The organism is Yersinia similis, from assembly GCF_001053095.1.
In the GTDB taxonomy this organism is placed as follows: Bacteria; Pseudomonadota; Gammaproteobacteria; order Enterobacterales; family Enterobacteriaceae; genus Yersinia; species Yersinia similis.
Genome location: NZ_CGBP01000003.1, coordinates 21,604 through 45,776, shown reverse-complemented (window position 1 = coordinate 45,776; position 24,173 = coordinate 21,604). Strand labels below are relative to the sequence as shown.

Sequence of the window (24,173 nt, the reverse complement as noted above, 5' to 3'; positions counted from 1 at the left end):
CGGGACGCTCGTTACCTTTGAAGTGCAACGAGCGCTAATATGCCTGCTATCAAAACTCCAACAATAGGAAATTATTGGATGCAGTATTTTCACATTGACAGCTGCTACAAACCAGCGGGCAAGCGACTCCTTGAGATTGGGCAAACTCTCAATACCAGCAGCCGCCCCTTTAATCCCTACTACGAACAAATGTGTGATATTCATCATGTTATTCCCGCCTTCGGGCAGGAGCGTAGGCTCAAGGAACTTCTCCGCAGCCGCGACATTGAGCGATTTCCTAGCAGGGAGCTGGCCAATAATTTTCACGGCATTATTGACACCTACATCCGTCTGCTCCGAGAGATGGAGTTCGAGAATATACGGAGGGAGCAGTACGCTAATCGTCCATCCCGAACTCGATGCATATGGCTGACGGACAATCTCGATGAAGCAGTTTACTGGCGCGAACGTTTGAACAAGGACGATAGAACGCGCATTGTACGGGTGGAAATCGACGGCACTCTCCACCAAGCTGATGGTCGTTACCTGAGCGCCGAATCAAGCTCTCTCCCGGAGCTGCGAGCGGCAGCACAGAGCGACTGGGAAGGAACGCTTTGCGCCAATTCGGAAAGAGAGATTTTACTTGAAGGGGCAATGACAGTTGTTGCAGTTGTTGCAGTCGAGGTGTGAGAATCTTCTATTTCCTGATTTATAGATTCATTTTTAGCCAGTGGCTGCGTCTTCACATGCTTTGTTCCAGAAAGAAGCGGTCGCTGTGTGTCTATAAAGCAGGGCTGGTTCACTGGTGATCTTACCCAGTAATTATGAAGCCCTAGCAGCCACTGGTGCAGTTGTAACGGTTGTAATGGTCAAGTAAAACCGGACACCGATTTAGGCACATTGTTGTAGTCGTCGTTCGTATTCATCCGGCGAGATATTTCCCAGCCGATAATGCCGCCGCTTCAGATTATAAAAACTGTCGATATAATCGATAACGTCTGCAATACCCTGACTTCGGGTTTCATAGCGACGATAGTTAACTCTCTCTGCTTTCAGACTGCGGAAAAACCTCTCCGTAACCGCATTATCCAGGCAGTTACCCTTACGGCTCATGCTTCCCGTCACAGCAAGTTCCTGCTGGCAGGATTGGAACTGAGTACTGGTATATTGCGCCCCTTGATCGCTATGGAACACGACTGGACCTGTTGGCCGTCGTTTATTGATCGCCAGCCGTAATGCCCGCGTAGTCAGCGCGCTGTCCGGTTTGTCTGAGAAGGCCCAGCTCACTATTTTTCTTGAACATAAGTCCATGACAATAGCCAGATACAACCAGCCCTGAGCCGTGCGAAGATAGGTGATATCACCTGACCACCAGGTATTCAATGTCTCTGGATTAAATTGCCGATTCAGTAGGTTATCTGCCACTACAGCCGGTTTTCCACCACGGGGATAGCGGTGACGTCCGGGACGCTTCGCAACCAGCAACAGGGCTTTCATTACCTGACGGACGCGGTATCGGCCTACGTTAAAACCCTGTTCACGCAACTCAATACACATACGCCTACTGCCGTACGTCGCATCCATTTCAGCATGAACATGTTTAGCCGCTGCGTGAAGCATAAGAACATCGGCTTTGAGCGCTGGTCGCCTGCTCCGTGCGTAAAATACGCTGCGCGTAAGCGACAGGCAGCGACATACCTGCTGGATATTTGCACCAGCCTTCTTCAGCTTTACCGCGACTTTTTGTCGTTGTTCATTTCCATGGCGAAGAAGGCCGAAGCTTTTTTTAACAGGTCATTGTCGCTCTGTAGCTGACGTACCTGCTTTTCAAGTTCCTGTATTCGCCGTTGTTCAGGTGTAATGGCACTGGCTGCTGGCGTCTCGCCCCGTACTTCTCCGCGATACTGGCGTAGCCAGCGCTGCAATGTGGAAAGACCAATATTCATTGTTTCAGCAGCTTGTGTCACCGGGTAGTTGTGCTGAAGGACCAGATTGACACATTCCTGTTTGAACTCATGGGTAAACGTTTTTCTGCGCATTCTCACCTCGTTAGTGCTGCTTATTATATCTCTAACAAAGTGTCCGGGATCATTAGACCATTACAGTTTTCCATCCTCGAAGCGAGTCTGGTTTCGGGAGTAGTTCATCTTGATGTTCGAAACATCGGTGCCATACAGTTGTGCTAGTAACTCAGTAGTAATAACAGGGATTTGGTTATGCAGAATTGGTTTCAGCGTATCGATGCTGCTCATTTGGCACCTCCCATCACTACTTTAGCGACAAGAGAAGTTTTAGCATTAGATACGGCTTGATCATGGCTGGCAATACGCATTGCCTCGCGCTCTATAACTTCGGCCAGATGGAAACGATCAGCATACGAGGATTTCTTGAGAAGGATTTTTACAAGGCTAACGTAATAATCATGGGGTAAGTTTGTCATTATGACGCCCTCTAGTGGTTTGCATTTTTCACCACCTTCAGGTTCGAATCATCTGGTGGTGAGACGTACAGGGTTCGAACTACCGGACAAACCAACCGGCGAGCCTTGCGGCTCCCCTGTACGGCCCACCATTGTTCAGATGTGCGGGTACATTACGACAATAAAAAACACGCTCGCGGCGTGCACTTGTCGCGGTTTGTCTGCGGGGTTCGAATCCCGACAACCGATTTTGCGGCTGCTTGGGAAATATAGCCCCAGAGACTTTGTGTAGTCAATAGTGGTAACCATTGGGACAAATTTGGGACAGGTAAGTAAGGGTCACTAACCGTATGTTTCCGTGACTTGGGACGTCTGATAACCATGTAATCCTGCAGGCCATTGGTTTAAACGGGGCTAAAACAAGTGCGGAATTTTGTGGTGGACTGGGCTAAAAGTGCGACTGTTTTGCTATCTGATTCCTCAAATTGCATGATCACAAAAGCTATTTTTGGCTCACGGAATAACGGGAATTCATTCTGCAAAACTACGCATACTTGCTTGTTTTTCAAGGCTAATTTTTGCTGATTTTGTTAATATTTGAGCTTGGTTTTTTGAAGGTTTTTTATTAAATTTCATGATGTTAAGTTTACTCTTGGAGTTGCTGCTGCGTCACATGGGCTGGTTTGAAGCCGCTGACTTAATTGTTAAAGGTGTTGAAGGCGCAATTCAAGCCAAGACCGTGACTTATGATTTCGAACGTCTGATGAAAGGCGCTAAGTTGTTGAAGTGTAGTGAGTTTGGCGACGCTATTATCCAACATATGTGATTCTGACATATCTAAAAAACTTCACGGGGGCTTATGCTTCCGTGGGTTTTCCTGCTCTCGTGTAGTGATGTTTCTCTACTTAAATCAAATAATTTATCCGGCCTACAGAGCGTTGCAACTGTACTGAGTCACTTAGGTATTGGTGCAGTTGGATTGCTTCCCCGTATAAAGCGGTCCAGTTCTTGCTACTCTGCTCCGCAGTGATCTGGCCTTAGCATGCATATATGGGCGCTATTTATCGCTGTTTACTGAAAAGGGGCACACAGTTATCTGGCATTGAATTACGGATGGATGCCCGTTCTAGCAGTGGGCAGGGTAACCGATGTATTGCCCGCGATTCACGTCCTCTTATTAAGTGTAGGGCAGCTTGACGACCAATATCATAATAGGGGAGTTGTACTGTGGTCAGTGGTGGTAGATACAATTCACCAATACCAACCATATCGCCATAGCCGATCACCGCAACCTGTTGTGGAATTGTCACACCTTTGGCCAGTAAAACCTGATAGGCCAAAAATGCGATGCGGTCATTGCCGCAGATTAACACATCAAAATTGGGTTTTCCCTTAGGGCAATGGCGTTCTAATAACGGAATGACATCCTGATAATGTTCATCTCCCCACGCTATATGGTACTGATTGAGTTGCTCTGTTGGTAATGTGGATTCCTGCCAGGCTTTTTCTACCCCTGCCCGCCGGGCCTTGCCTGCCAAGGTACACTCCGGCAGGTAAATACACAAAGGCCGTTGGTATCCGCGTTGCAGCAGTAATTTCATGGCTTGATATTGACCATCAAAATCATCGGGAATGTAGCTAGGAATTGAATAATTTTCACTGACGCAATTAGCGAGAACAATGTTTTTATCCCGTAATCGCTCGGGGATAGTGACCTGACGTAGCCCCATAGCGGTAAAAATAATGCCATCGGGCCGTTGGGCTAGTAGCTGATTAACCGCCCGTTGGCTGTCCTCGCGTGAGGTTAGGTTCACTAAAAAGCTGTTCCAGCCAAACTCTCGGGCAGTTAACTCAATGGAGAGCAATATTTCAACTGAGAACGGTGTGGTCGCCGTATCCCAGGCGAGTACTGCCAGGGTTGATGTTTTGGTGGAGTGGCCGCGCATCTTACGGGCTGCAAAATCAGGCACATAATTCAGGGATTCAATCGCCTGCATCACTCGCTGATACGTTTCTGGCCGCAGTTGCTCTGGACTATTAATCGCTCGAGATGCGGTCATTAATGAAACAGAGGCTAGATTTGCCACTTCTTTCAGTGAGACCATTACGTACCTCCTGGATTATGCTGGCAGGGTAATCATATTGGCATGGATGATGTGGCTGCTCTCATTTTATAGATGCAGTGATATCACCATTATCTATCAATTTTGCAAGACTATTGAGGTTCAATTGGTTTTGTTAAGGGTTTGTATATGATATGTGTTACGAATTAACAATTTGGGGTGGGCTTGGCAGGAGGCAGTAAAACGCCCTCAATATTGAGGGCTCAGACTGCTGACAAACCCCGATGACTCACTCTTGAACGGTGAGGATAGGCAGAAGAGTAAAGAGTCCGCGCCAAGGATGGCGCGGCTCGAGCCCCCAGGGAAGGCTATTTTTATACAGGGAAGCCGGCGTCTTTACGATCTGCCTGTTCTCTCCGTCGCGGGCACTTTGTCAATAACCTCGGCTGAATGTTAGCGGTTGGCTTTGTCATCGGCCTCATCAATCAGGCCATTCGCAATAGCATTGGCATCAAGATAACGTGAGGAGCTTAAAATACCATTCAGTGTTTCTCGGATGCTAAGCAGGAACTGATCGTTATCTGACTCATTCGCGCATTCAACCATTAATGCGACAAGCAAAGCTTCATGGGCGATCAAATGATCTTCACCAGGTAAGTTTGCACCGGTTTCACCTGTGTGAGCGCGAACAGATGTTTGGTTAATTGATGACATAAAACTCCTTATTTAATAATTGGATAACCACCTACCCACTATAGCGAGGTTTTAGATTATTGCTATGATAAATCACCTGTAGTCGGGGTAGGGGTAACAGATAATGCGGTGATTCTGTCTAATCCCTTAACTTTCCTACGTTATTCACTGGGCGGTAAATACGTACCGCTGCGGTCAGTCGCAATGTCCGATGTGCCAGTTCTTCTGCCGCGCCAGCATATTGCTCAACCATCGCGGCATTCTGGTAAGTCATTTGATCTAGCCGACTGATCGATTGCCGGATTTGGCCAAGGGCCTGTGTCTGTTCATGAGTCGAGGTGCTGATTTCACTGATCAGCGTAGAGACCTGGCTTGCCTGTTTGACAATATTATCCATGGTGGAACCGGCCCTTTGCACCAAAGTACTTCCGTCACGTACTCGCTCTACACTGGTCTCGATTAAATGTTTAATCTCTTTTGCTGCGGTTGACGAACGTTGCGCCAGATGGCGTACTTCACTGGCAACTACGGCAAATCCACGACCTTGTTCACCCGCCCGGGCCGCTTCTACGGCCGCGTTGAGTGCCAGAATATTGGTCTGAAAAGCAATGCCTTCAATCACACTGATAATATCTACAATACGATGGCTGGAGTCATTGATAGTACCCATAGTTTCAATGACTTGGTGCATTAGCTCGCTGCCTTGTTCCGCGGCATGGCTGCTCATCTCGGCGAGTGATGTTGTTTCATTGGCACTGTTGGCACTGTTCTGCACTGTCGCGGCTAATTGTTCTGTGGCACTGACAATGTGCTGAAGATTATCAGTTGCTTGTTCGGTTCGCACTTTTAGTTCGCGATTGCCAGCAGCAATTTCGTTGCTGGCTGTATTAATCCCATCAACCTGGCCACTGACATCATCGGTTAAAGAACGTAGGTTCAGACCGAGTTGATTGACGCTACGCATTAAATAACCGATTTCATCGACACGATTTAGTTGTACATAATCGCCGGCCTCTCCGGAGGAAACGTCTTGCGCCTGTTGCAAAATAGCCGCGATAGGTCGGGCAACCTGCCGTTCCAACCACAGTGAAGCCAATATACTCCAGGTCAATGCTACCGAGCCGAGAATCAAGAGAGGTTGATCTGCTACCTCCATCAAACTGGCGGCGATGGTTGGAATGATGGCGGAACTCAACAAGGCACACCGCAGGCGCCAGCGTAATGGTAAAGTTTGGAACAAAGAGAGTGGGGATAGCCACCCTGTGCGCACGATCAGCCCACGATACAAGGCAATATTCCGCCGTTTTGCCTTACCGGTGTTGAAATCGGTATACAATGCTTCAGCTTGTTTTACCTCCTCGCGAGTCGGCGCAATACGTACCGAAATATAGCCGGTTAAACGGCCATTATGGCGCAGTGGCGTTGCATTAGCCCGAACCCAGTAATAATCTCCATTTTTACGGCGATTCTTCACCAATGAAGACCAAGAAAGACCGGCATTCAATGTTTGCCACATATCAGCAAAAGCAGCGGGTGGCATATCGGGATGCCTTACCACATTGTGAGGTTGACCCAGCAACTCTTGATATTCAAAGCCACTGGCATGAACAAAAGCAGCGTTAGCGTAAGCCATATTTCCATGAATATCCGTGGTGGATTGCAAGGTGATATCGCGCTCAATGGGATACTCCTGCCGGCTGACAGGTTTGTTAACTCTCATATTAACCTCAGTAAAGGGAGGAGATCCCTGATAGTAGATATACCCGTCATACTTCAAGTTACAGGTGCGTTGGCTACGCTCGTTACTCAGTCCGTCCATGGGCTTCGCCTCTACGAGGCTGCTGCAAATCGCGTTCAAATCTGCTCATGGTGCTAAGTGTTAATAACCGTTGTCACCCAAATCACTTATCGGCCGTTGACCGTAAAATAAGTAATCTCGTCGGGATTAATGAGCTTCATCCTGCGGGCTAGCATAAATGCTGTTCAAATCGGTTCCCGACCAATTTTTCTCTCGTTGCCGCCTTCCTGTAACTCGAATTATTTAGGGTATATAAATAATAATTACTGACGATAATCGGCGTTATTGAGGAAAACTTTATACTTACATTTATTAAATTATTTATGCCCTATTAAGGTGCTGTTTTTTTCTGCCTTTGCACTTATTTAGAGCGTCATATTTTTATATGATCATTATGTAATTATTATGTATTGTACATTGGTTGAAAAAATTAAAGCGATGCTGCGTATTTATAAGTTAAATAAATTAAATTAAAACAATTGGTTGGGATTATTCTTTCGGGAGGCATAGTTATTCAATTGATTAAATTATTTAATGTTTTGTTGTGTAAGGGGGGGCGATCTTATGATCGCTGCTGAACGTGTTGAAATAAGCTGAAAAGTTACATTACATGCTCGTTATAAGATAATTCGTGCACAATTGTTTATTAGTTATGAATAACACAAGAATTATTTGTTAAGGTTGATTCGGATATATATCGTGAACCCGCATTAACGTGAAAATTTTTTGTGGGAGTAGGAGTAAGTTCGATACCTACACGTGTCTGCCATGACAGAGACTTCGATATACTTGATAAAAGTTAGCCCACGGTACGCCAGCAGGTCGTTATGGCTACTCTCATTGATGTAAGGGATAAAGAATGAAATTAGAAACTCTCTCTATACATGCAGGTTATTCGCCCGATCCAACCACCAAAGCGGTGGCCGTACCTATTTATCAAACCTCTTCCTTTGCTTTTGACGATACTCAGCACGGCGCTGACTTATTTGATTTAAAAGTCGCTGGCAATATTTATTCGCGGATCATGAACCCGACCAATGATGTGCTGGAAAAGCGTATTGCCGCGTTGGAAGGGGGAGTTGCGGCCTTGGCGGTTGCCTCTGGTATGGCGGCCATTACCTATGCTATCCAGACTATTGCGGAGGTTGGGGATAACATTGTCTCGGTGGCGAAGTTATACGGCGGTACTTACAATCTGCTGGCGCATACGTTGCCGCGTTATGGTATCGAAACCCGTTTTGCTGACCATGATGATATTGAGGCATTGGAATTACTGATAGATGAGCGCACAAAAGCCGTTTTCTGTGAATCGATAGGTAACCCAGCGGGGAATATCGTTGATTTGAAAAAATTGGCCGATGCGGCTCATCGTTATGGCGTACCGCTGATTGTGGATAATACCGTGGCAACGCCCATTCTCTGCCGGCCATTTGAGCATGGTGCCGATATTGTTGTTCATTCGCTAACTAAGTATATAGGCGGTCATGGCACCAGTATTGGTGGCATTGTGGTTGATTCTGGGAAATTTCCTTGGGCGCAATATCCGGAACGTTTTGCTCAGTTGAATACGCCGGATCCCTCTTATCATGGTGTGACCTATACCGAGCAGTTTGGTGCCGCCGCCTATATAGGCCGTTGCCGGGTGGTTCCGTTGCGAAATACCGGTGCAGCATTATCACCTTTTAATGCTTTTTTAATTTTACAGGGGTTGGAGACGCTGGCGCTGCGTATGGAGCGCCATACGGAAAATGCGTTGAAAGTCGCCCATTATTTGCAAGATCACCCGCAAGTCAGTTGGGTTAAATATGCGGGGTTGCCGGATCACCCAGAGCATGATTTAGCCCTGCGTTATTTTGGCGGTAAACCTGCGGCGATATTATCTTTCGGTATTCATGGCGGACAGGAAGCTGGTGGGCGTTTTATTGATGCACTGAATTTGGTTGTGCGGTTAGTTAACATTGGGGATGCCAAATCACTCGCGTGTCATCCAGCGTCAACAACGCATCGTCAGTTAAATGATGAAGAACTTATCAACGCGGGTGTGCCACGGGATATGGTGCGGTTGTCGATTGGTATTGAACATATTGACGATATTCTTAATGATCTCGCTCAGGCGCTGGATGCGGCTAAATAATTCAGTGGGCAGATAACCTAGCGGCTGCTTCTCTTAACAGATAAACCGCTTAACCAAGAAGTGGTGTAACGGATAAATCGCGAATCAGTCTATCTTAGACCGCATGGGGCTTGATTCGCGTACGGCTAAGGCAGTTTAAAGTGTGAACAGTGTCGCGGCTATCACTTTGGTATGAGGGGCGACCAATAAGTTTGCTCAATGTATGGGGGGCATCAAATACCCCCCCCCCTCGAGCGCCCCGGCCTCTGAATCCGCCAGCATACCTGCCTGCGCTTAGCTGTATTGATCACCGCCGTATGCGGCGCAACACGTGGTCCTACTTCACTGGATGAAATTTAAATTCTACGGCACGTTTCCCTTTCATCTGCATTTGTCCGCAGTCTGAGGTTAGCGGCCCTTTTTTTTACTAAAAATCTTCAGCAGTGCGCCAATTACACAACCCAAAACGACACCCAGTATTACCCATTCAGTAAATGACATAATCAGACCTTTTTATTTGCTTGACCTGATTATATAAATTATTCCCCGATTGTCTATGCCAGCTCCTTGCCGCGAGGCTGAATTGTCTGAGACGCTTGGCCCGTGGGAAATGTTATATCAATCTTATTGTGCTTCTACATTGTTAGCCAGACGATCGTAAACCATACTCGATGAAGTCAAAATATTCGCAGTTTTAATAAGGATATAGAATCATGTCAGTATTAGAAAATCGTGTACGGCTATCTGGGCTGGTATTGATGCTAAGCGGATTGACTGCTATTACTGCACCGGTAGCAGCCGAGCCGTCAGGCTACACTTTAGAACGAGTGGTTATTTTGAGTCGCCATGGTGTTCGCTCACCGACCAAACAAACACAGCTTATGAATGATGTTACGCCAGATAAGTGGCCACAATGGCCGGTGAAAGCGGGGTATTTAACGCCACGTGGTGCGGAGTTGGTCACATTAATGGGGGGGTTTTATGGTGATTACTTTCGCAGCCTTGGTTTGTTAGCGGCGGGATGCCCCACAGAGGGGGTGGTATATGCACAGGCAGATATCGATCAACGTACCCGCCTAACCGGACAGGCATTTCTTGATGGTCTGGCTCCGGGGTGTGGTTTGACCGTGCATAATCAGGCCGATTTGAAAAAGACCGATCCCCTGTTCCATCCGGTAGAGGCTGGCGTGTGTAAGTTAGACGCCGTACAAACAGATAAAGCGATTGAAGAACAACTGGGCGGGCCGTTAGATACGGTAAGCCAGCGCTACGCCAAACCTTTTGCCCAGATGGGGGATGTGCTGAATTTTGCGGCTTCTCCTTATTGCAAATCTCTGCAACAGCAAGGGAAAACGTGTGATTTTGCCCACTTTGCGGCCAATGAAGTTAACGTTAATAAAGAAGGGACAAAAGTGACCCTCAGTGGGCCACTGGCGTTATCATCGACATTGGGTGAAATCTTCTTATTACAAAACGCGCAAGCCATGCCAGTGGTTGCCTGGCAACGGCTAAAAGGGGCGGAGAATTGGGTATCCTTATTGTCATTACATAACGCGCAATTTAATTTAATGGCAAAAACACCGTATATCGCCCGTCATAAAGGGACGCCATTATTACAGCAGATAGATACGGCTTTAACCCTTCAACTGGATGCTCAGGGGCAAAAGCTACCCATTTCAGCCCAAAACCGGGTCTTGTTCCTCGGAGGGCATGATACCAATATTGCCAATATTGCGGGTATGCTGGGAGCCGACTGGCAGCTACCCGAGCAACCTGATAATACTCCACCAGGTGGGGGATTGGTTTTTGAACTATGGCAAAATTCGGATAACCACCAGCGCTACGTTGCGGTGAAGATGTTCTACCAAACGATGGCTCAGTTGCGTAATGCCGAAAAGCTGGATCTAAAAAATAACCCAGCGGGTATTATTTCCGTTGCGGTTGCTGGTTGTGAAAATAACGGTGACGATAAGCTTTGCGAGCTTGACACATTTCAAAAGAAAGTGGTTAAGGTAATTGAACCTGCCTGCCACATTTAAATGGATATTATCTGGTTGGCATTAATACCAACCAGATAATAGATGATGGTTTGTCACCCAATATTTTATTATCATATGGGCCGTGTTAGGAAAATTACAGTTTATATCCGTCAGACTTCAAGTTGCATGTGCGTTGGCTGTCTTCGTTCCCCCCAGACACTTACCTATTGTTGACCTTGAAATAAATAATCTCTTGGGTATAGATTATTATTTCCGTGGCAATATGTTATAAAAAAATCCGGGTGACCCAATAAGACTCAGGCCAAACCCGGCAAATAATTACCGGCAGGAAAGCGTACTGCGGTTAACCGGAAACCTCCATTTTAATCGGTGGCTATAAGCCTAGACTAATGTGATAAATCTAAAATTATATTGTTGTGAAACCAAGGTTATATTGTTATGAAACTAAAGCAATAATGTTATAAGCCTAGTCTCACTAAATCAAAAGGAACGTGGCGCTCACCGGTATGCAGTAACTCGACAACCTTTTCCCGCTCTGCTTGTACGGCAGACATTCCGTCGGCATGAATAGCTTTAGCCACATCAATCACCCCGGATTGTGCGATCATCACGCGTTGCCCAGGGACAATTTGGTTTCTATTTCTATCATAGACTTTGACCATATTAGCCTCCACTTTATCTGATAGGGCCTAATAACTGTACACGTAGGGATACACGTTTAAGATCTATATCTTAGAGCATCTCCTTACGTAGGATACGCTTGATGAAATAAATTTTTTGCTATTCTCATTATAATAGGTGCCACTTCAGTGCGGAAAAATGATATTTATTTTTTTCTGTGGGATCAAGTCGAATAAGCACTTTTTTATTATTAGTTGGCGGGGTATATCATGCAGGAGTGTAACCCGTAGTCTATTAAATCCCCCACGGGGTTAATGGGGGAGTCAGACGCCACGTGGCCACTTATATCAGCGTTTTTTGTGTCAACGCTTCCAGTATTTTCAGCGGTGAGCGCTGGGAGGATTTCATTCCTTCAACAGGTAGTAGGAACGTTTGCTCCAACATAAATTGTCCGCCCATCGCCGCATGAGGTGTTTGATCTGAAAAACATATCCAACTGCTGCCTGGTGGGAACTCAATGGCCTGTTGTAAGCCATCTTTTTGATAAGCTAAATCGGCCTTCATTTTATCATGCAATTGAAGCATCAGATGGTCGTAATGGCTACGGGGGCGTTTGGTGATACCGACTTTATGTTGCAACCAACTGTTGATCGATGAATAGCTATCCAGTTGTGGCAAATAGCGGCTGGCAAGCTGTGTAAAATCTTCACCGACACGCCAGGAACGCGCTTCACCATACGGGTTAATATTGGTGAATATGCGGATGATACGCTCACCGTAGTTTGGGCGGGACGGGAAAGCATCTACATGTAAGCGGCTATCATCTTTACGCCATGACGTACTGTCGCGCCAGGCGGTCACAGGGTGCAATCTCAAGCTATTAGTCGGGCTGTGTAGCGCATGGGTATAGACCGGGAGGAGTTGCTTTACCAAACTGAGGCAACTTTGATAATAACGATCCAATAACTGGCGGATTAATGCGATTTTGCTTGCATCAGTCACGCCAGTTAATACACCTTCTAACGGTTTGAAACTGATATTCTTGCGTTTAACATCAACCAGGGTAGGGTCAAGCAACTGTTTTTCCTGCTCACTCAGTTCAAAAGTCAGGTGAGGTAAGAACAGGACTTTACCTTGCTCAAGTGCCTCAATGGCACCGGTATTATCCGTTGCATTCTGGCCCCAGCGCGTGTTAGGAAGTGTAAGGATCAGCGGATCTGACTCTGGTTTATCAATACACATCAAAGATCTGCTCCTAAATATCAATATAATTCTGTCAATAATAACTCTTTATTATAGGTAACGTGAGGCTTGAGATGCTCACTTCCGCTTTTTATATTTTTATCGGTCGAACTAATGGTGGGAATCGCCGTGTAATCGGGGTGGTTTTGACTATCGAGGTATAGGTTTCTGCCTGCTCTGACCAGCGATCAACAATGGTATCCAATTGTCCCATTGACCGAATAGACAAACGGCTCAAAAAACAGTCATCACCGGTTATTTTGTCACACTCAATGCACTCCGGTGTGTCCTTAATCATTTTCTCAACAGCATCTAGCATGTTGGCTACAGGTTTGACGCGGACAATAGCTTGTAAGTTATAACCAAAGGCTTGTTGGTCCAAATCTACTGTGTAGTTAAGAATGATATTCTGCTCTTCGAGACGCCGTAGACGTTCAGACGTGCTCGGGGAAGATAAGTTGACTTTCTGGGACAGGTCTTTCAGGGAGGTTCGTGCATTTTCGACTAAAATGGCAATCAATTGCTCGTCAATCTTATCCATAGTTATTGCCTCTTATTATTAGATGTATCAATGGATTATAGGTATATTTAAAGTTATTATCGATAGCCACCTAACATTTTTTATATCTCTAATTGATAAAAATACATGTCTTATATTGTAACGTTTATATTTCCACGTGACTGGCGCTACAACAAGATAATCAGCGGTAACCTCGGTGAGCAGACCCAGAGTTGGGGATAATCTCAGTGGTTAGGATGGGGCCAACGGCAAGCAAGAAGGCGGTATCAATAAAATAGGCGTTTTACATGCCATCAAGATAGGTAACCAGTAGGGGATATGACATGCTGAGAATATTTGAGGAGCTTGGTGATACAAGGCGTATTGGCCATTGGCATATTGAATATTGGTGCATTGACTATCGCCAGCATGACCGCGAGCGATAGTGTTTGGATGTGCTTATGACTTAATAATCGTGTTTATGGACTAATAATGGTATTGCTGACCAGTGAAGGCGTGGTTTCCAGATCATTGAGTTGAATCGGTTTTTTTTGCATATAGGCTAAATCGTAAACATCATAGAAATCTATTTCGCCTTTGTTACTAATGATATGTTTGAAACGGAGTTTAAAGTCATCACTGATATTTTTGCTGTTCAATATTTCGTCAATTGCCTGGGTTGATAATGCGCGGCTAAAGAACCATTCACCGTTGTAACACACCCGTAAGTCAAGAACACCGATATCTTCAAACTTAAATACTGGCTTGATTTCCATCATTAAAATCGCTGACATTAAAACAAAAAAAACAGTAAAGGCGATCATATAGCCAGTGCCAAAGTAAGGTGTTAAGTACATCAAAACTAGAACAAAGACGTATGACACTAACATCGCCAGACAGAGATAAGGATGTTTGTGGACAAAATCGCTGTTAAATTTTAACCGACCATCTCTTTTTTCTTTTTTGTTTATTCTTGCGATGTCGTCAATTAATATTTTTTTAATTATGTCCATAATTATGACCTTGTGATTAATGACTTATTGAATTTAAACCATTACAGTTTTTTATATATTAGCATGAAAGCTTAATACTAAAGCATATCAGTTCGATAAATTAGCCAGTAAAACTGTTATATACCCTTTATACTTCAAGCGGTATATGCGTTGGCTACCTTCGTTCACCCCAGTCACTTGTGTAAGTGACTGGGGATTAATGAGCCTCACTCTGCTGGCAGCATAAATGCGGTTCAAATCGCTTCCCGATAATTTGTCGCTCAGCTACCGCCTTCCTGCAACTCGAATTATTTCGGGTATAGCATCCTGCCGATAGTAGACATTTACGGACTCAAACAGTTAGAACAATTTTACCTATGTGTGTACTGCTTTCCATTAATTCATGGGCTTTTGCTGCAGCTTCCAGTGGGAAGGTGCTGAAAATCTGTGGTTTCATTTTACCCTCACTCAGCAGTGGCCAAACGTGTTGTTCGAGTTCGTTGGCAATTAATGCTTTCTCTGCAACCGTACGTGAGCGCAGTGTGGAACCGGTATGTGTTAGACGTTTTATCAACATCAGCATTAGGTTAAGGTCTTTGACATGACCATTTTGTGTACCAATCTGAACAATACGGCCATTCATCGCCGCTGCGTCATAATTGCGTGCGACATAATCACCAGCAATTAAATCGACAATTACATCTGCTCCCTTACCGGCGGTTGCCCGCTTGGTTTCAGCGACAAAATCCTGAGTGTGATAATTAACAGCAATATCTGCGCCCAGATTCAGGCACGCCTGACGTTTCTCTTCTGAACCTACCGTAACAATAACCGTTGCCGCACCAAAAGCTTTGCTCAGCAAAATAGCCGTTGTCCCTATGCCCGAAGAACCACCATGAATGAGTACGGTTTCGCCTGCAGTGAAGTGACCTCGTTGGAATAAATTGGTCCAGACAGTAAAGAACGTTTCAGGAAGTGCGGCAGCTTCAATGGCGCTTAGCCCCTGAGGGATCGGTAATGCATTGGTCTCATGTATGACACAGTACTGCGCATAACCGCCGCCCGCGATCAGCCCGCAGACGTTGTCCCCGATTTTAAAACGTGTGACATCCGCGGCAATAGCGACCACTTCGCCAGCAACTTCTAATCCAGGAATATCTGAGGCACCTGGTGGGGGCGCATATTGCCCACGACGTTGCATGACATCAGGCCGATTAACTCCAGCGGCAGATACTTTCACCAGAACTTCGCCAGCGGCTGGCATGGGTGTTGGCCGTTTGGCTGGGACTAATACCTCTGGTCCACCAAACTGGGCGATTTCAATTGCGACCATGTTGGCAGGGAGATGAGTTAACAATGTCATAATATTCCTCTTATGGCGTGGCGGTGAGTCAGCAGTGATGGCAGTGGTTAAAGATGATAGTGGTTAAAGATGATAGTGGCTAAAAGGGTATCTTAGCCGTGTAATGGAAAAAATTCATAGAGTGAACGTGCGTAACTGTCAGCGAAAGAGGGGATAAAGCAACAAAAAAAACGCCCATAGAATGAGCGCGTAAATTTTGCAAAGGAGCAATGCATGTATGGCTTACTTGCATCGTGACAACAGAAATTAAGAGATGTTTGGAGCCTGGTCATTGTATAAACATTAATTTAGTGCCGATATAGGTATTAATCCGAAACTGAGGGGGGCTGGTGTTGGCATGACTAATCCTTGCCTCTGCCCCCACCGATGCCTTACACCCTGTATTGCCAACAGATTTGGTACTGATAGGTTTCACGGGTGAGTATGTCATCAATGTGAACACTCGGGCTCCATGAATCATCACCGCCCACCCCCATATGGAAGCCATCAATATTGAGCCAGGTACCCTCTTCGGGTTTCAATAGATGTTGATGGGAGGTCGCCATCAGTTGCTGGGTGCTGTAGCGACTTATACCAAAGTGGAAATCGCCCGTTAACGTCCAGCGGCCATAATTCAGCGTATGGGTATTGCAGCGCAAGCCATTCTCACTGGGGAAAATATACGCGGTGTGCATTTGCTCCAATGGCAGGGACCAGTGCCCATATTGTGCTGCAAGCTGCCGATCAGGGTAGTTTTCATGTGGCCCTAGCCCTAGCCAGTCAACCGTAGGTGAGATATCAGCCAGTTGGCAACACATGCCAATCCTGGCTGGCGCAGGGAGTGAGGTAGCGATACGCACATTAACATCAATGGTCATACGGCCATGTTGGTCAAAACGGTACACCCAATAGCTGTGTAACAAGGGTTCCTGCTCGAATTCATAACGGTATTCGGCACTGATTTGTACTGAATGGGATAAATGGTCTGCTTGTAGGGAAAGGCAGTGTTGTTGGAGTTGATACATTCCGGCTTTCTTCCAGCGCTCAACCCAGGCATTGGGGTCAATACGTGTGGCTTCACTGATACCGATATCGTTATCCAGCGGCGCACGCACAAATTGATCTTGTAGTGGGCGGAGTAGCATAGGTTTATCCGCCACCCACCATTGCTCCAACTGCCCCGTTTGACGGCTGAATTGCCAGCATTGTTGCTGATAAATCACTTTAATATGCTGTTCATCTTGTTGCAGTTGAAGGCTATGTCGCAGTTGAAGGTCATCGTGCATTGTGACATTGGTCAGATCACTGGGCGGCGAAGGTAACGGTTGTGGTAAGCGCCATTGATGCCAGGCACTGCGATGTTGAGCAAGGGACCAAGGAGTTTCTTTCGGTTGCCTTATCTCAACATTCAGCCATAGCTGCCCAGGTTTATTCAGTGTGGGTAATTTCTCTGCCAACCTGTAGCACTGTGAGCTTTCAGGAGACAAATTCAGAGGGTAGCTGCCCTCCAACACGGATTCTCCCTCTAACATTATCCGCCAATGTAATTGTTCGTTGTCACTCTCTCTGAACAAATATTCACTGGTAATGTTGATCGCCAACGGGGTGGTACTCAGCAACGAAAATTGGAAGAACTGCTGTGCGCACTGCGCTTCATATAGGCTCGGGTGCGGGCTGCGGTCAGGGAAGACTAATCCGTTCATGCAGAACTGGCGGTCATTGGGGCTATCACCAAAATCACCACCATACGCCCAATAAGGCAGACCATGGCCATCATAGTGAGTCAGACTTTGGTCTACCCAGTCCCAAACAAACCCGCCCTGTAAGCGCGGGTACTGACGAAATGCCTGCCAATAGCGGGCAAACCCACCGAAGCTATTGCCCATCGCATGAGCGTATTCACATAGGATCAATGGGCGAGATTCATTAGGTAAGCCAATCCATTTTTTGATTGACCATTTGGGGACGGAAGGAAAGGGCTGGTCTTCATCAACACGGGCATACATCGGACACAGAATGTCGGTCGCTAAGGTATTGGCTCCGCCCCCTTCATATTGCACAGGGCGGGTGGGGTCATTGGTCTTTATCCAACGATAGAGGGCATCATGGGTTGCGCCATGGCCTGATTCATTGCCCAGTGACCAGATAATAATGCATGGATGGTTGCGATCCCGCTGAACCATCCGCGTCACCCGTTCACTGAAGGCTGAAAACCAGCTTGGGTCGTCGGACAACCTGCTCATGGGCTGCATGCCGTGTGTCTCAATATTCGCTTCATCAACCACATACAAACCATAGCGGTCACAAAGGCGGTACCATAAAGGATGATTGGGATAGTGAGAGCAGCGTACAGCATTAAAGTTATGCTGTTTCATTAATAAAATGTCTTGCAACATACTCTCTTCATCAATGGCCTGACCTGCTTGCGGGTGATGTTCATGTCGATTCACCCCTCTGATCAGCACCGCTTTGCCATTGACTTTAAGCAAGCCTTGATGGATAGCAACTTGTCTGAAACCCACGTCATAGGCTTCGGCCTCAATCAATTCTTGCTGATGATTGAGCAAGGAGATCACCGCTCGGTATAGTGTCGGCTGCTCGGCACTCCATAGCAGAGGCTGATCTATACGCAATATTAGCTGGGTACGATCAGTATAAGGGCCTCGTTCATCAATGGATTGGGTGCCTAGAGGCTGCTGTAGACTGGCGACCAATTTATCGGCTAGCCAAAGTTGCACACGGAGCTGATAGGCTCCGGTCATCTGCGGATCATTGAGTTGTAGATAAGGAAGATTGACGGCCGCCATTACCTCTAAATTCGCAGAGATGAATTCAGGGGATAGATGCGTCATGACGTGGATATCCCGTAAGTGAATATCGGGTTTATGCAACAACTGCACATCACGAAAAATCCCGCTCATACGCCACATATCTTGATCTTCAAGATAACTACCATCACTCCAACGCAGAACTAAAACCGCGATACGGTTACTGCCAGCGTGTAAATAGGGCGTGAGATCGAACTCAGCAGGTAGACGGCTGTCTTGTGAATAGCCCACCCATTGCCCATTACACCACAGATAAAATGCGGAACTGACACCGTCAAAAATAATACGAGTCTTACCTGACGCTAACCAGCCTGACTTCAACGTGAAATCACGTGAATAGCAACCAGTTGGATTTAGGTCTGGGACCCGTGGTGGGTTGACGGGAATAGGGTATTGTATATTGATGTAAATGGGCACGTCATAACCATGAAGTTGCCAGTTAGCCGGTACAGGGAGCGGCTTTGCCTCGGTTAAATCACATCTCACCCAGTGCTCTGGTACCGCATCAGGTTGTGTGAAATAGCTGAATGACCATAGCCCATTGAGTGTTTGTTGCTGTGGTGACGGGCGGTCCTTCTGGGCCGATTCTACATCACGCCAACTGTGAAAAGGCGGGTGGGTCTCCAGGCGATGATACTGTGTTATCTGCGGGTTTTCCCAATCTCGGCGGGACAAAATCTGGGAGAGACTCAGTTGCACCTGGAGTTGTACCTTTTCCTGTGACGTCATGGTGTCAGCCTTATTTTTGTTATGTCTGAGGAGACGATTTTGTTTGGGTCAGTGATAAGCCTGGGTGGGCTGGATTTTCGGTGGCAACTCATCATAGCAAACTCAATAGATAAACTTTCAGCGCCTCCCTATAAACAAGATGCCCATAATGTGATCTGTCGCACATGTCAGTTGTGTGATGCTAAAAACCGCACGGCGAACTATGAAGAGATGACAATTTAGAGGATTATTCCGTATGAAGATAAGGGGAAAAGTATATTAATTGACTCCTTTGGTTTTATTTTAGGCATATAAACAAGAATATTCAGTTTGGTTACTAAAAAGAGTTGCTATTAATACTCGCTCATGAGTTAATGCGTCTCGGCCTGTGGTACAGACCTATTTATGCACGACATCTTGAGTAAAGTGGTTCATATTTAAAGCGTTATCGTTGATAGCTCTTCACTGACGAATTTCCTTCATAGTGCCTCCATAAGTAACGACTGATAACCGGCTATAACACGCCCATGGCGGCAAAATTTTTTAATAAAGGAAATACACATGTCTAACATGATGAAAGGTCAAGTAAAGTGGTTCAACGAGTCTAAAGGCTTCGGTTTCATCACTCCAGCTGATGGCAGCAAAGACGTGTTCGTTCACTTCTCTGCTATCCAAGATCAAGGCTTCAAGACCCTGGCTGAAGGCCAGAATGTACAGTTCTCTATCGAGAACGGTGCTAAAGGTCCGTCTGCAGCAAACGTAACTGCAATCTAATTGGCCTTTGGCTGATTATAAAAAAACCCGCTAAGGCGGGTTTTTTACTGTCTGTAATAAAATCCCATCTGTAATGAAATGCCCTCTGCAATAAAATACAATCTGTAATAAAGCACAGTCCGCTACACCGTAACTTCACCCAAATCACATGCGGGTTTGCACGTAAACCTTATCATTCGCACCTAATTTTGTACTACACTAGCCGCATTGATTTAGCTAAAGGTAATAATATGAAAGTTAATGATCGAGTGACAGTCAAAACCGATGGTGGTCCACGCCGCGAAGGGGTTGTTTTAGAGGTGGAAGAGTTCAGTGAAGGGGTGATGTATTTGGTCTCTTTGGCGGATTATCCGGCCGGTGTCTGGTTCTTTAATGAAGTGGATAGCCAAGATGGCACCTTTGTTGAGCCACTTTCTCAGTAGGTTACACTGCCACTTTTTTTCCTTAGGCTCGATTGTATTGCGATAAAAAACCGGAGGAAGGTTCATACCTTATCCTCCGGTTTTTGCTTTTTCTCTTCCCGGGTATTTTAAGCGGCAACTCGCTTCTCAGCATCACTTAGATAAATAAGCTGCATCTGAAATAGCCAACAAAGATTGCTTACTTAGAAGGTTTCCCAATTCAGTGAATCATCCGTTGGCTTCTTATTGATGCCAGAACCATTTTGGCCTGTAGGGGGGGATACAGGTTTTTTAAATTCCTTGATAGACGGGTGACCCCTAAGCTGGAAGACGGCAACCGCTTGAGTCAATATTTCAGCTTGTTGCTCCAGAGAGGCCGCCGCTGCAGAGGCTTCCTGTACTAAAGAGGCGTTCTGCTGAGTAACATTATCCATTTCGGATACGGCTTGCGCAACCTGGCTGATACCACGGCTTTGCTCGTCGGAAGCTGATGCAATTTCACCCATAATATCAGTGACGTGAGTAACTGCTGTGACGATCTCGTTCATTGTTTTACCCGCATCTGAAACCAGAATTGAACCGTCACCAATTAAATCAACTGAGGCTTCAATCAGCGACTCAATTTCTTTTGCGGCATCTGCGCTGCGCTGCGCCAAGTTACGTACTTCACTGGCTACTACCGCAAACCCGCGCCCTTGTTCGCCCGCGCGCGCGGCTTCTACCGCCGCGTTCAGTGCCAAAATATTAGTTTGGAACGCAATACTATTAATAACATTAGTTATTTCAGCAATTTTCATTGAGCTTAAGGATATTTTATCCATGGTGCTGACAACATCGCTGACAATATCACCACCTTGTGCCGCTTTACCTGATGCATTAGCGGCCAGTTGGCTTGCGTGATGGGCGTTCTCAGCATTCTGTTTCACGGTTGCGGTCAATTGCTCCATGCTGGCCGCAGTTTGCTCAAGTGAAGCGGCTTGCTGCTCTGTGCGTGCGGAAAGGTCGGTGTTCCCCAAGGCGATTTCGCGGGATCCTTGATAGATAGATTCAGCACTGCTGCGCACCGCTTCAACCGTGATGGCTAGTGAATCCTGCATTTGCTGGATATTACTCCCCAGCACGCCAATTTCATTATGGCCAAATGAAACGGGAGCCTGCGTCAAGTCCCCCTGGGCAATCCGCTGAATACGGGTGACCAGCCAATTAATTGGGTTGATGATTACCTTGCTGATGAGTAAGAAAGCAATAATTGTCAACAAGATAACCAAGACAAAAGCCCCCGCCATGAGAATGTAACCAAGGCGCGCTTCCTGTTGAGCGGATTGGTTAATCTGGTTCGCTTGCTCTGTACGATATTTAACGGCTTTCAGCAGTGGTTCGTTATAGCCTTCATCTAGCTGACTGATTTTTTCAGCTTCAAGAGAGATAACTTCTTCAAAATGGCCCTCTTTCGTTGCCGCTAACATGGGTTTCATTCCATCGTCACGATATTGTTCGTAGGCTTTTTTCAGTGGTACATCCAGCGCAATATCCGTTTCAGATTTTGTTGGCCGGTTATAATAGAGGTCGAACATTTGCTGTGACTGAGCTATGCGACCTTCTGCATTTTTCAGGCCTTGCTGGTAGCCTGTAGCATCACCAATACGTGCGGAGGAGGCGGCCTGGATCAGAATAAGACGGGCGGTTCGTAGGTGATTAGAGCTGTTAGACAGACCCTGACGGATGTCTATCTCTTGCGTTGCTTGTGCCAAAGATCGGTTACTTTGTTTTAAAAAGTAGCCTGATGTCCCAATAGCGGCGGCAAATAAAAGCAGTATTCCCGCCAATATGACGATAAACAAAGTGACCAGACGCATATTATTGATAAAGGATACTTTGGTATCTTTATAAGGCTCTGGTGCTATTTTTATATCTAATGGCTTATGCACACTTCCACGTTTCATTTTTAGTTCCGTTTTTATAGTCGCTTGAGGGAGGGGCCTTGCCTGATAGGCATCGCTACGAATTATTTAGGGGATATATCTGAAATTACCCCAACATTGCTCTAAGAACCTATCGGCAATAACGCTAAAATAATTAGGAGTATAAATGAGATCGCGGTCGCAACTTAAAGTAAAGACCCATTAGGTTTTTATAATAAGGTCAAGGTGTTGGCTACGATGTGGTGTAGTCCCTCGGTTTTTAGTACCAACGATCACGGTAGGTTTAGGGCGAAAGCGTTACGGAGATAATCAGCAGTAGTGGCATCCATATAAAAGTTGTTATCAACTCATTGTTTACTATCCCATACAAGGGAAATGATAATGAGATTTAATACGATCTAGGTGTAATGTCATGCTGTTATCGAGGTCTGTTGAATCATGCTGTGCAGACAACGCTTGATTGAGATAAATAATTTGGCATTAAATAATGAAGAGCGTTCTTTATGATAAACATTGATACCATTATTTGATCACCTCTTAGTTGGTTTAAGTATTGTTTAAGAATATAGCCTTTACATAGTTATCACCCGCAATTATACTTTTTGGAAAATCACGATGGAGAAACTAATGGATACGCAAAGTACGAGTCAAATAAGCAAGGCAAGCTAACCTATCTCTCTATTGATTTGTTGCTTGCTGAAAAAGGCGGGCAGCACCCTCTCGGTATATCTCTGAGCTGTGCATCCCCAAATAAAGTTTTAACTCGACGGTAAATGTCGAGGGTATTAATTTGGATTGTATTATGGAATTTAACAGCCACGCACTCTTTCCTCCAGGCGCTAACACCGGTTATTGCTGAATTATACTTTTTGTATTTGAAGTTGTTGCTTTGCCAGTATTCTGGCTGCCACTTCAATAAACTTGGGTATATCTATCAGCACCATTACCTGTGTGCTATACCCGTCATATTTCAAGTTTGCCATCGGCCTGTAACTCGAATTATTTAGGGTATAAATAGCACATGATTATTCTACCAATGATTATTTCATGGCGAGAATCATGGCATTAACACCTTTTGTTATGAATTTATTACTGGCAATGTGCCTCGGTGCGTTAATTGGTGCCGAAAGACAATGGCGTCAGCGTATGGCAGGTTTGCGCACTAATGCGTTAGTCGCCACGGGGGCCGCCGTATTTATTCTTAGTTCTTATGCTACATCACCAGATAGCCCTGGGCGTATTGCCGCACAGATTGTTTCGGGAATTGGTTTCCTTGGTGCGGGTGTCATTATGCGTGAAGGCATGAATATCCGCGGTTTGAATACGGCGGCCACGCTGTGGTGCTCGGCTGGTATTGGTGTGCTTTGTGGTCTGGGTTTGTACTGGAATGCCGTCTTCGCAACTGCGGTTATTCTGTGTGCCAACATCTTGTTACGTGAAGCAGCACAACGTATTAATTTGCAGCCTCAACCGCAGGTGATAGATTTAGATGTCCGTTATCGTATTCTGATCACTTGCGGAGCTGAAGATGAAATACTGGTACGCACACTGATTTTACAGGCATTAAATGGGACGGCGTTGCGCTTGCAGTCGTTATGTAGTGCTGATATTGCCCGATCTGGTCAGTTAGAAGTCTGTGCAGAAATAGTGGCATCGGCATCGCCAGAGGCACAAAAAGAAATTGAAAATATTGTTTGCCGCGTAAGTTTGGAACGTAGTGTCAGTGCCATACGTTGGCGCATTGCATCTGAATTACCGGTCTGATATACCCGTTATACT

19 protein-coding genes and 2 pseudogenes are annotated in these 24,173 nt (G+C 45.9%); 7 read left to right on the top strand and 14 right to left on the bottom strand.

Going from position 1 to position 24,173, the window contains the following annotated elements; genetic code table 11:
• Nucleotides 1-39: 39 nt before the first annotated feature.
• Entirely contained in the window at nt 40-669 is a 630-nt protein-coding gene (locus AC971_RS03285) for a DUF2441 domain-containing protein (RefSeq protein ID WP_081761350.1), read from the top strand.
• Nucleotides 670-870: 201 nt separating this feature from the next.
• Here the strand turns inward: AC971_RS03285 and AC971_RS03280 are convergent, their stop codons facing one another.
• From AC971_RS03280 to AC971_RS03270, 4 genes and pseudogenes are all read right to left on the bottom strand, one after another.
• Entirely contained in the window at nt 871-1,707 is an 837-nt protein-coding gene (locus AC971_RS03280; RefSeq protein WP_024531423.1) for an IS3 family transposase, read from the bottom strand.
• A gap of 2 nt (nt 1,708-1,709) precedes the next feature.
• On the bottom strand, nt 1,710-2,018 hold the full coding sequence (locus AC971_RS24150) for a transposase (protein WP_025384143.1): 309 nt from the start codon (nt 2,016-2,018) through the stop codon (nt 1,710-1,712).
• A 66-nt stretch (nt 2,019-2,084) separates the two neighbouring features.
• Nucleotides 2,085-2,231 (bottom strand): annotated as a pseudogene (locus AC971_RS24145) (ORF6N domain-containing protein); the annotation flags it as partial.
• Nucleotides 2,228-2,419 (bottom strand): hypothetical protein, encoded by a 192-nt coding sequence (locus AC971_RS03270; protein ID WP_025384142.1) that lies wholly within the window; start codon nt 2,417-2,419, stop codon nt 2,228-2,230. The pseudogene AC971_RS24145 and the gene AC971_RS03270, both read right to left, overlap by 4 nt.
• Before the next feature lie 625 nt (nt 2,420-3,044).
• On the opposite strand from AC971_RS03270, the pseudogene AC971_RS24990 reads away from it, so the two are divergent.
• A pseudogene (locus AC971_RS24990) lies at nt 3,045-3,224 on the top strand (isocitrate/isopropylmalate family dehydrogenase); the annotation flags it as partial.
• Nucleotides 3,225-3,459: 235 nt separating this feature from the next.
• On the opposite strand, the gene AC971_RS03260 reads toward AC971_RS24990, so the two are convergent.
• From AC971_RS03260 to AC971_RS03250, 3 genes are all read right to left on the bottom strand, one after another.
• A complete protein-coding gene (locus tag AC971_RS03260) occupies nt 3,460-4,503 on the bottom strand; it encodes a LacI family DNA-binding transcriptional regulator (RefSeq protein ID WP_025384140.1) in 1,044 nt (347 codons plus the stop codon).
• Nucleotides 4,504-4,914: 411 nt separating this feature from the next.
• A complete protein-coding gene (locus AC971_RS03255) occupies nt 4,915-5,175 on the bottom strand; it encodes a hypothetical protein (RefSeq protein ID WP_002210908.1) in 261 nt (86 codons plus the stop codon).
• A 118-nt stretch (nt 5,176-5,293) separates the two neighbouring features.
• Nucleotides 5,294-6,874: a methyl-accepting chemotaxis protein gene (locus tag AC971_RS03250; protein WP_025384139.1), complete on the bottom strand. Its 1,581-nt coding sequence runs from the start codon at nt 6,872-6,874 to the stop codon at nt 5,294-5,296.
• Nucleotides 6,875-7,811: 937 nt separating this feature from the next.
• Between AC971_RS03250 and AC971_RS03245 the strand changes: the two genes are divergently transcribed.
• Both AC971_RS03245 and AC971_RS03240 read left to right on the top strand, forming a co-directional pair.
• Nucleotides 7,812-9,086 carry a bifunctional O-acetylhomoserine aminocarboxypropyltransferase/cysteine synthase gene (locus AC971_RS03245; protein ID WP_025384138.1) on the top strand — a complete coding sequence of 425 codons (1,275 nt, stop codon included), beginning with the start codon at nt 7,812-7,814 and terminating at the stop codon, nt 9,084-9,086.
• Nucleotides 9,087-9,778: 692 nt separating this feature from the next.
• Nucleotides 9,779-11,104 carry an AppA family phytase/histidine-type acid phosphatase gene (locus tag AC971_RS03240; RefSeq protein WP_025384137.1) on the top strand — a complete coding sequence of 442 codons (1,326 nt, stop codon included), beginning with the start codon at nt 9,779-9,781 and terminating at the stop codon, nt 11,102-11,104.
• A 419-nt stretch (nt 11,105-11,523) separates the two neighbouring features.
• On the opposite strand, the gene ydfZ is transcribed toward AC971_RS03240, so the two are convergent.
• The 6 genes from ydfZ to AC971_RS03210 all read right to left on the bottom strand — a co-directional run bounded on the left by ydfZ (nt 11,524) and on the right by AC971_RS03210 (nt 19,318).
• Complete coding sequence (gene ydfZ / locus AC971_RS03235) at nt 11,524-11,727, bottom strand: putative selenium delivery protein YdfZ (protein ID WP_002210902.1); 204 nt, start codon at nt 11,725-11,727, stop codon at nt 11,524-11,526.
• 301 nt (nt 11,728-12,028) lie between these two features.
• Nucleotides 12,029-12,928 carry a Kdo hydroxylase KdoO gene (locus AC971_RS03230; RefSeq protein WP_025384136.1) on the bottom strand — a complete coding sequence of 300 codons (900 nt, stop codon included), beginning with the start codon at nt 12,926-12,928 and terminating at the stop codon, nt 12,029-12,031.
• Nucleotides 12,929-13,019: 91 nt separating this feature from the next.
• Nucleotides 13,020-13,469, bottom strand: a complete 450-nt coding sequence (locus AC971_RS03225) for an Lrp/AsnC family transcriptional regulator (RefSeq protein WP_025384135.1) — start codon at nt 13,467-13,469, stop codon at nt 13,020-13,022.
• A 437-nt stretch (nt 13,470-13,906) separates the two neighbouring features.
• A complete protein-coding gene (locus tag AC971_RS03220; protein ID WP_025384134.1) occupies nt 13,907-14,440 on the bottom strand; it encodes a YlaC family protein in 534 nt (177 codons plus the stop codon).
• Nucleotides 14,441-14,771: 331 nt separating this feature from the next.
• A complete protein-coding gene (locus tag AC971_RS03215; RefSeq protein ID WP_025384133.1) occupies nt 14,772-15,782 on the bottom strand; it encodes an NAD(P)H-quinone oxidoreductase in 1,011 nt (336 codons plus the stop codon).
• A 371-nt stretch (nt 15,783-16,153) separates the two neighbouring features.
• Entirely contained in the window at nt 16,154-19,318 is a 3,165-nt protein-coding gene (locus AC971_RS03210) for a beta-galactosidase (protein ID WP_025384132.1), read from the bottom strand.
• A 540-nt stretch (nt 19,319-19,858) separates the two neighbouring features.
• Here AC971_RS03210 and cspE point away from each other — a divergent pair.
• Both cspE and dsrB read left to right on the top strand, forming a co-directional pair.
• Nucleotides 19,859-20,071 (top strand): transcription antiterminator/RNA stability regulator CspE, encoded by a 213-nt coding sequence (cspE, locus tag AC971_RS03205; protein WP_002210893.1) that lies wholly within the window; start codon nt 19,859-19,861, stop codon nt 20,069-20,071.
• A gap of 230 nt (nt 20,072-20,301) precedes the next feature.
• Complete coding sequence (dsrB, locus tag AC971_RS24605; protein WP_002210892.1) at nt 20,302-20,493, top strand: protein DsrB; 192 nt, start codon at nt 20,302-20,304, stop codon at nt 20,491-20,493.
• A gap of 182 nt (nt 20,494-20,675) precedes the next feature.
• On the opposite strand, the gene AC971_RS03195 is transcribed toward dsrB, so the two are convergent.
• Nucleotides 20,676-22,415, bottom strand: coding sequence for a methyl-accepting chemotaxis protein (locus AC971_RS03195; protein WP_025384131.1), 1,740 nt, complete (start codon nt 22,413-22,415; stop codon nt 20,676-20,678).
• A gap of 1,038 nt (nt 22,416-23,453) precedes the next feature.
• Between AC971_RS03195 and AC971_RS03190 the strand changes: the two genes are divergently transcribed.
• Nucleotides 23,454-24,158 carry an MgtC family protein gene (locus AC971_RS03190; protein WP_025384130.1) on the top strand — a complete coding sequence of 235 codons (705 nt, stop codon included), beginning with the start codon at nt 23,454-23,456 and terminating at the stop codon, nt 24,156-24,158.
• Nucleotides 24,159-24,173 lie beyond the last annotated feature (15 nt).

Excerpts from the sequence above, each read along its gene's own strand:
- AC971_RS03285 (WP_081761350.1), top strand. The coding sequence starts at position 40 with ATGCCTGCTATCAAAACTCCAACAATAGGAAATTATTGGATGCAGTAT.
- AC971_RS03250 (WP_025384139.1), bottom strand. The coding sequence starts at position 6,874 with ATGAGAGTTAACAAACCTGTCAGCCGGCAGGAGTATCCCATTGAGCGC.
- ydfZ (WP_002210902.1), bottom strand. The coding sequence starts at position 11,727 with ATGGTCAAAGTCTATGATAGAAATAGAAACCAAATTGTCCCTGGGCAA.
- AC971_RS03210 (WP_025384132.1), bottom strand. The coding sequence starts at position 19,318 with ATGACGTCACAGGAAAAGGTACAACTCCAGGTGCAACTGAGTCTCTCC.
- AC971_RS03220 (WP_025384134.1), bottom strand. The coding sequence starts at position 14,440 with ATGGACATAATTAAAAAAATATTAATTGACGACATCGCAAGAATAAAC.
- AC971_RS03225 (WP_025384135.1), bottom strand. The coding sequence starts at position 13,469 with ATGGATAAGATTGACGAGCAATTGATTGCCATTTTAGTCGAAAATGCA.
- AC971_RS03260 (WP_025384140.1), bottom strand. The coding sequence starts at position 4,503 with ATGGTCTCACTGAAAGAAGTGGCAAATCTAGCCTCTGTTTCATTAATG.
- cspE (WP_002210893.1), top strand. The coding sequence starts at position 19,859 with ATGTCTAACATGATGAAAGGTCAAGTAAAGTGGTTCAACGAGTCTAAA.
- AC971_RS03190 (WP_025384130.1), top strand. The coding sequence starts at position 23,454 with ATGGCATTAACACCTTTTGTTATGAATTTATTACTGGCAATGTGCCTC.
- AC971_RS24150 (WP_025384143.1), bottom strand. The coding sequence starts at position 2,018 with ATGCGCAGAAAAACGTTTACCCATGAGTTCAAACAGGAATGTGTCAAT.
- AC971_RS03230 (WP_025384136.1), bottom strand. The coding sequence starts at position 12,928 with ATGTGTATTGATAAACCAGAGTCAGATCCGCTGATCCTTACACTTCCT.
- dsrB (WP_002210892.1), top strand. The coding sequence starts at position 20,302 with ATGAAAGTTAATGATCGAGTGACAGTCAAAACCGATGGTGGTCCACGC.
- AC971_RS03215 (WP_025384133.1), bottom strand. The coding sequence starts at position 15,782 with ATGACATTGTTAACTCATCTCCCTGCCAACATGGTCGCAATTGAAATC.
- AC971_RS03255 (WP_002210908.1), bottom strand. The coding sequence starts at position 5,175 with ATGTCATCAATTAACCAAACATCTGTTCGCGCTCACACAGGTGAAACC.
- AC971_RS03195 (WP_025384131.1), bottom strand. The coding sequence starts at position 22,415 with ATGAAACGTGGAAGTGTGCATAAGCCATTAGATATAAAAATAGCACCA.
- AC971_RS03240 (WP_025384137.1), top strand. The coding sequence starts at position 9,779 with ATGTCAGTATTAGAAAATCGTGTACGGCTATCTGGGCTGGTATTGATG.
- AC971_RS03270 (WP_025384142.1), bottom strand. The coding sequence starts at position 2,419 with ATGACAAACTTACCCCATGATTATTACGTTAGCCTTGTAAAAATCCTT.
- AC971_RS03245 (WP_025384138.1), top strand. The coding sequence starts at position 7,812 with ATGAAATTAGAAACTCTCTCTATACATGCAGGTTATTCGCCCGATCCA.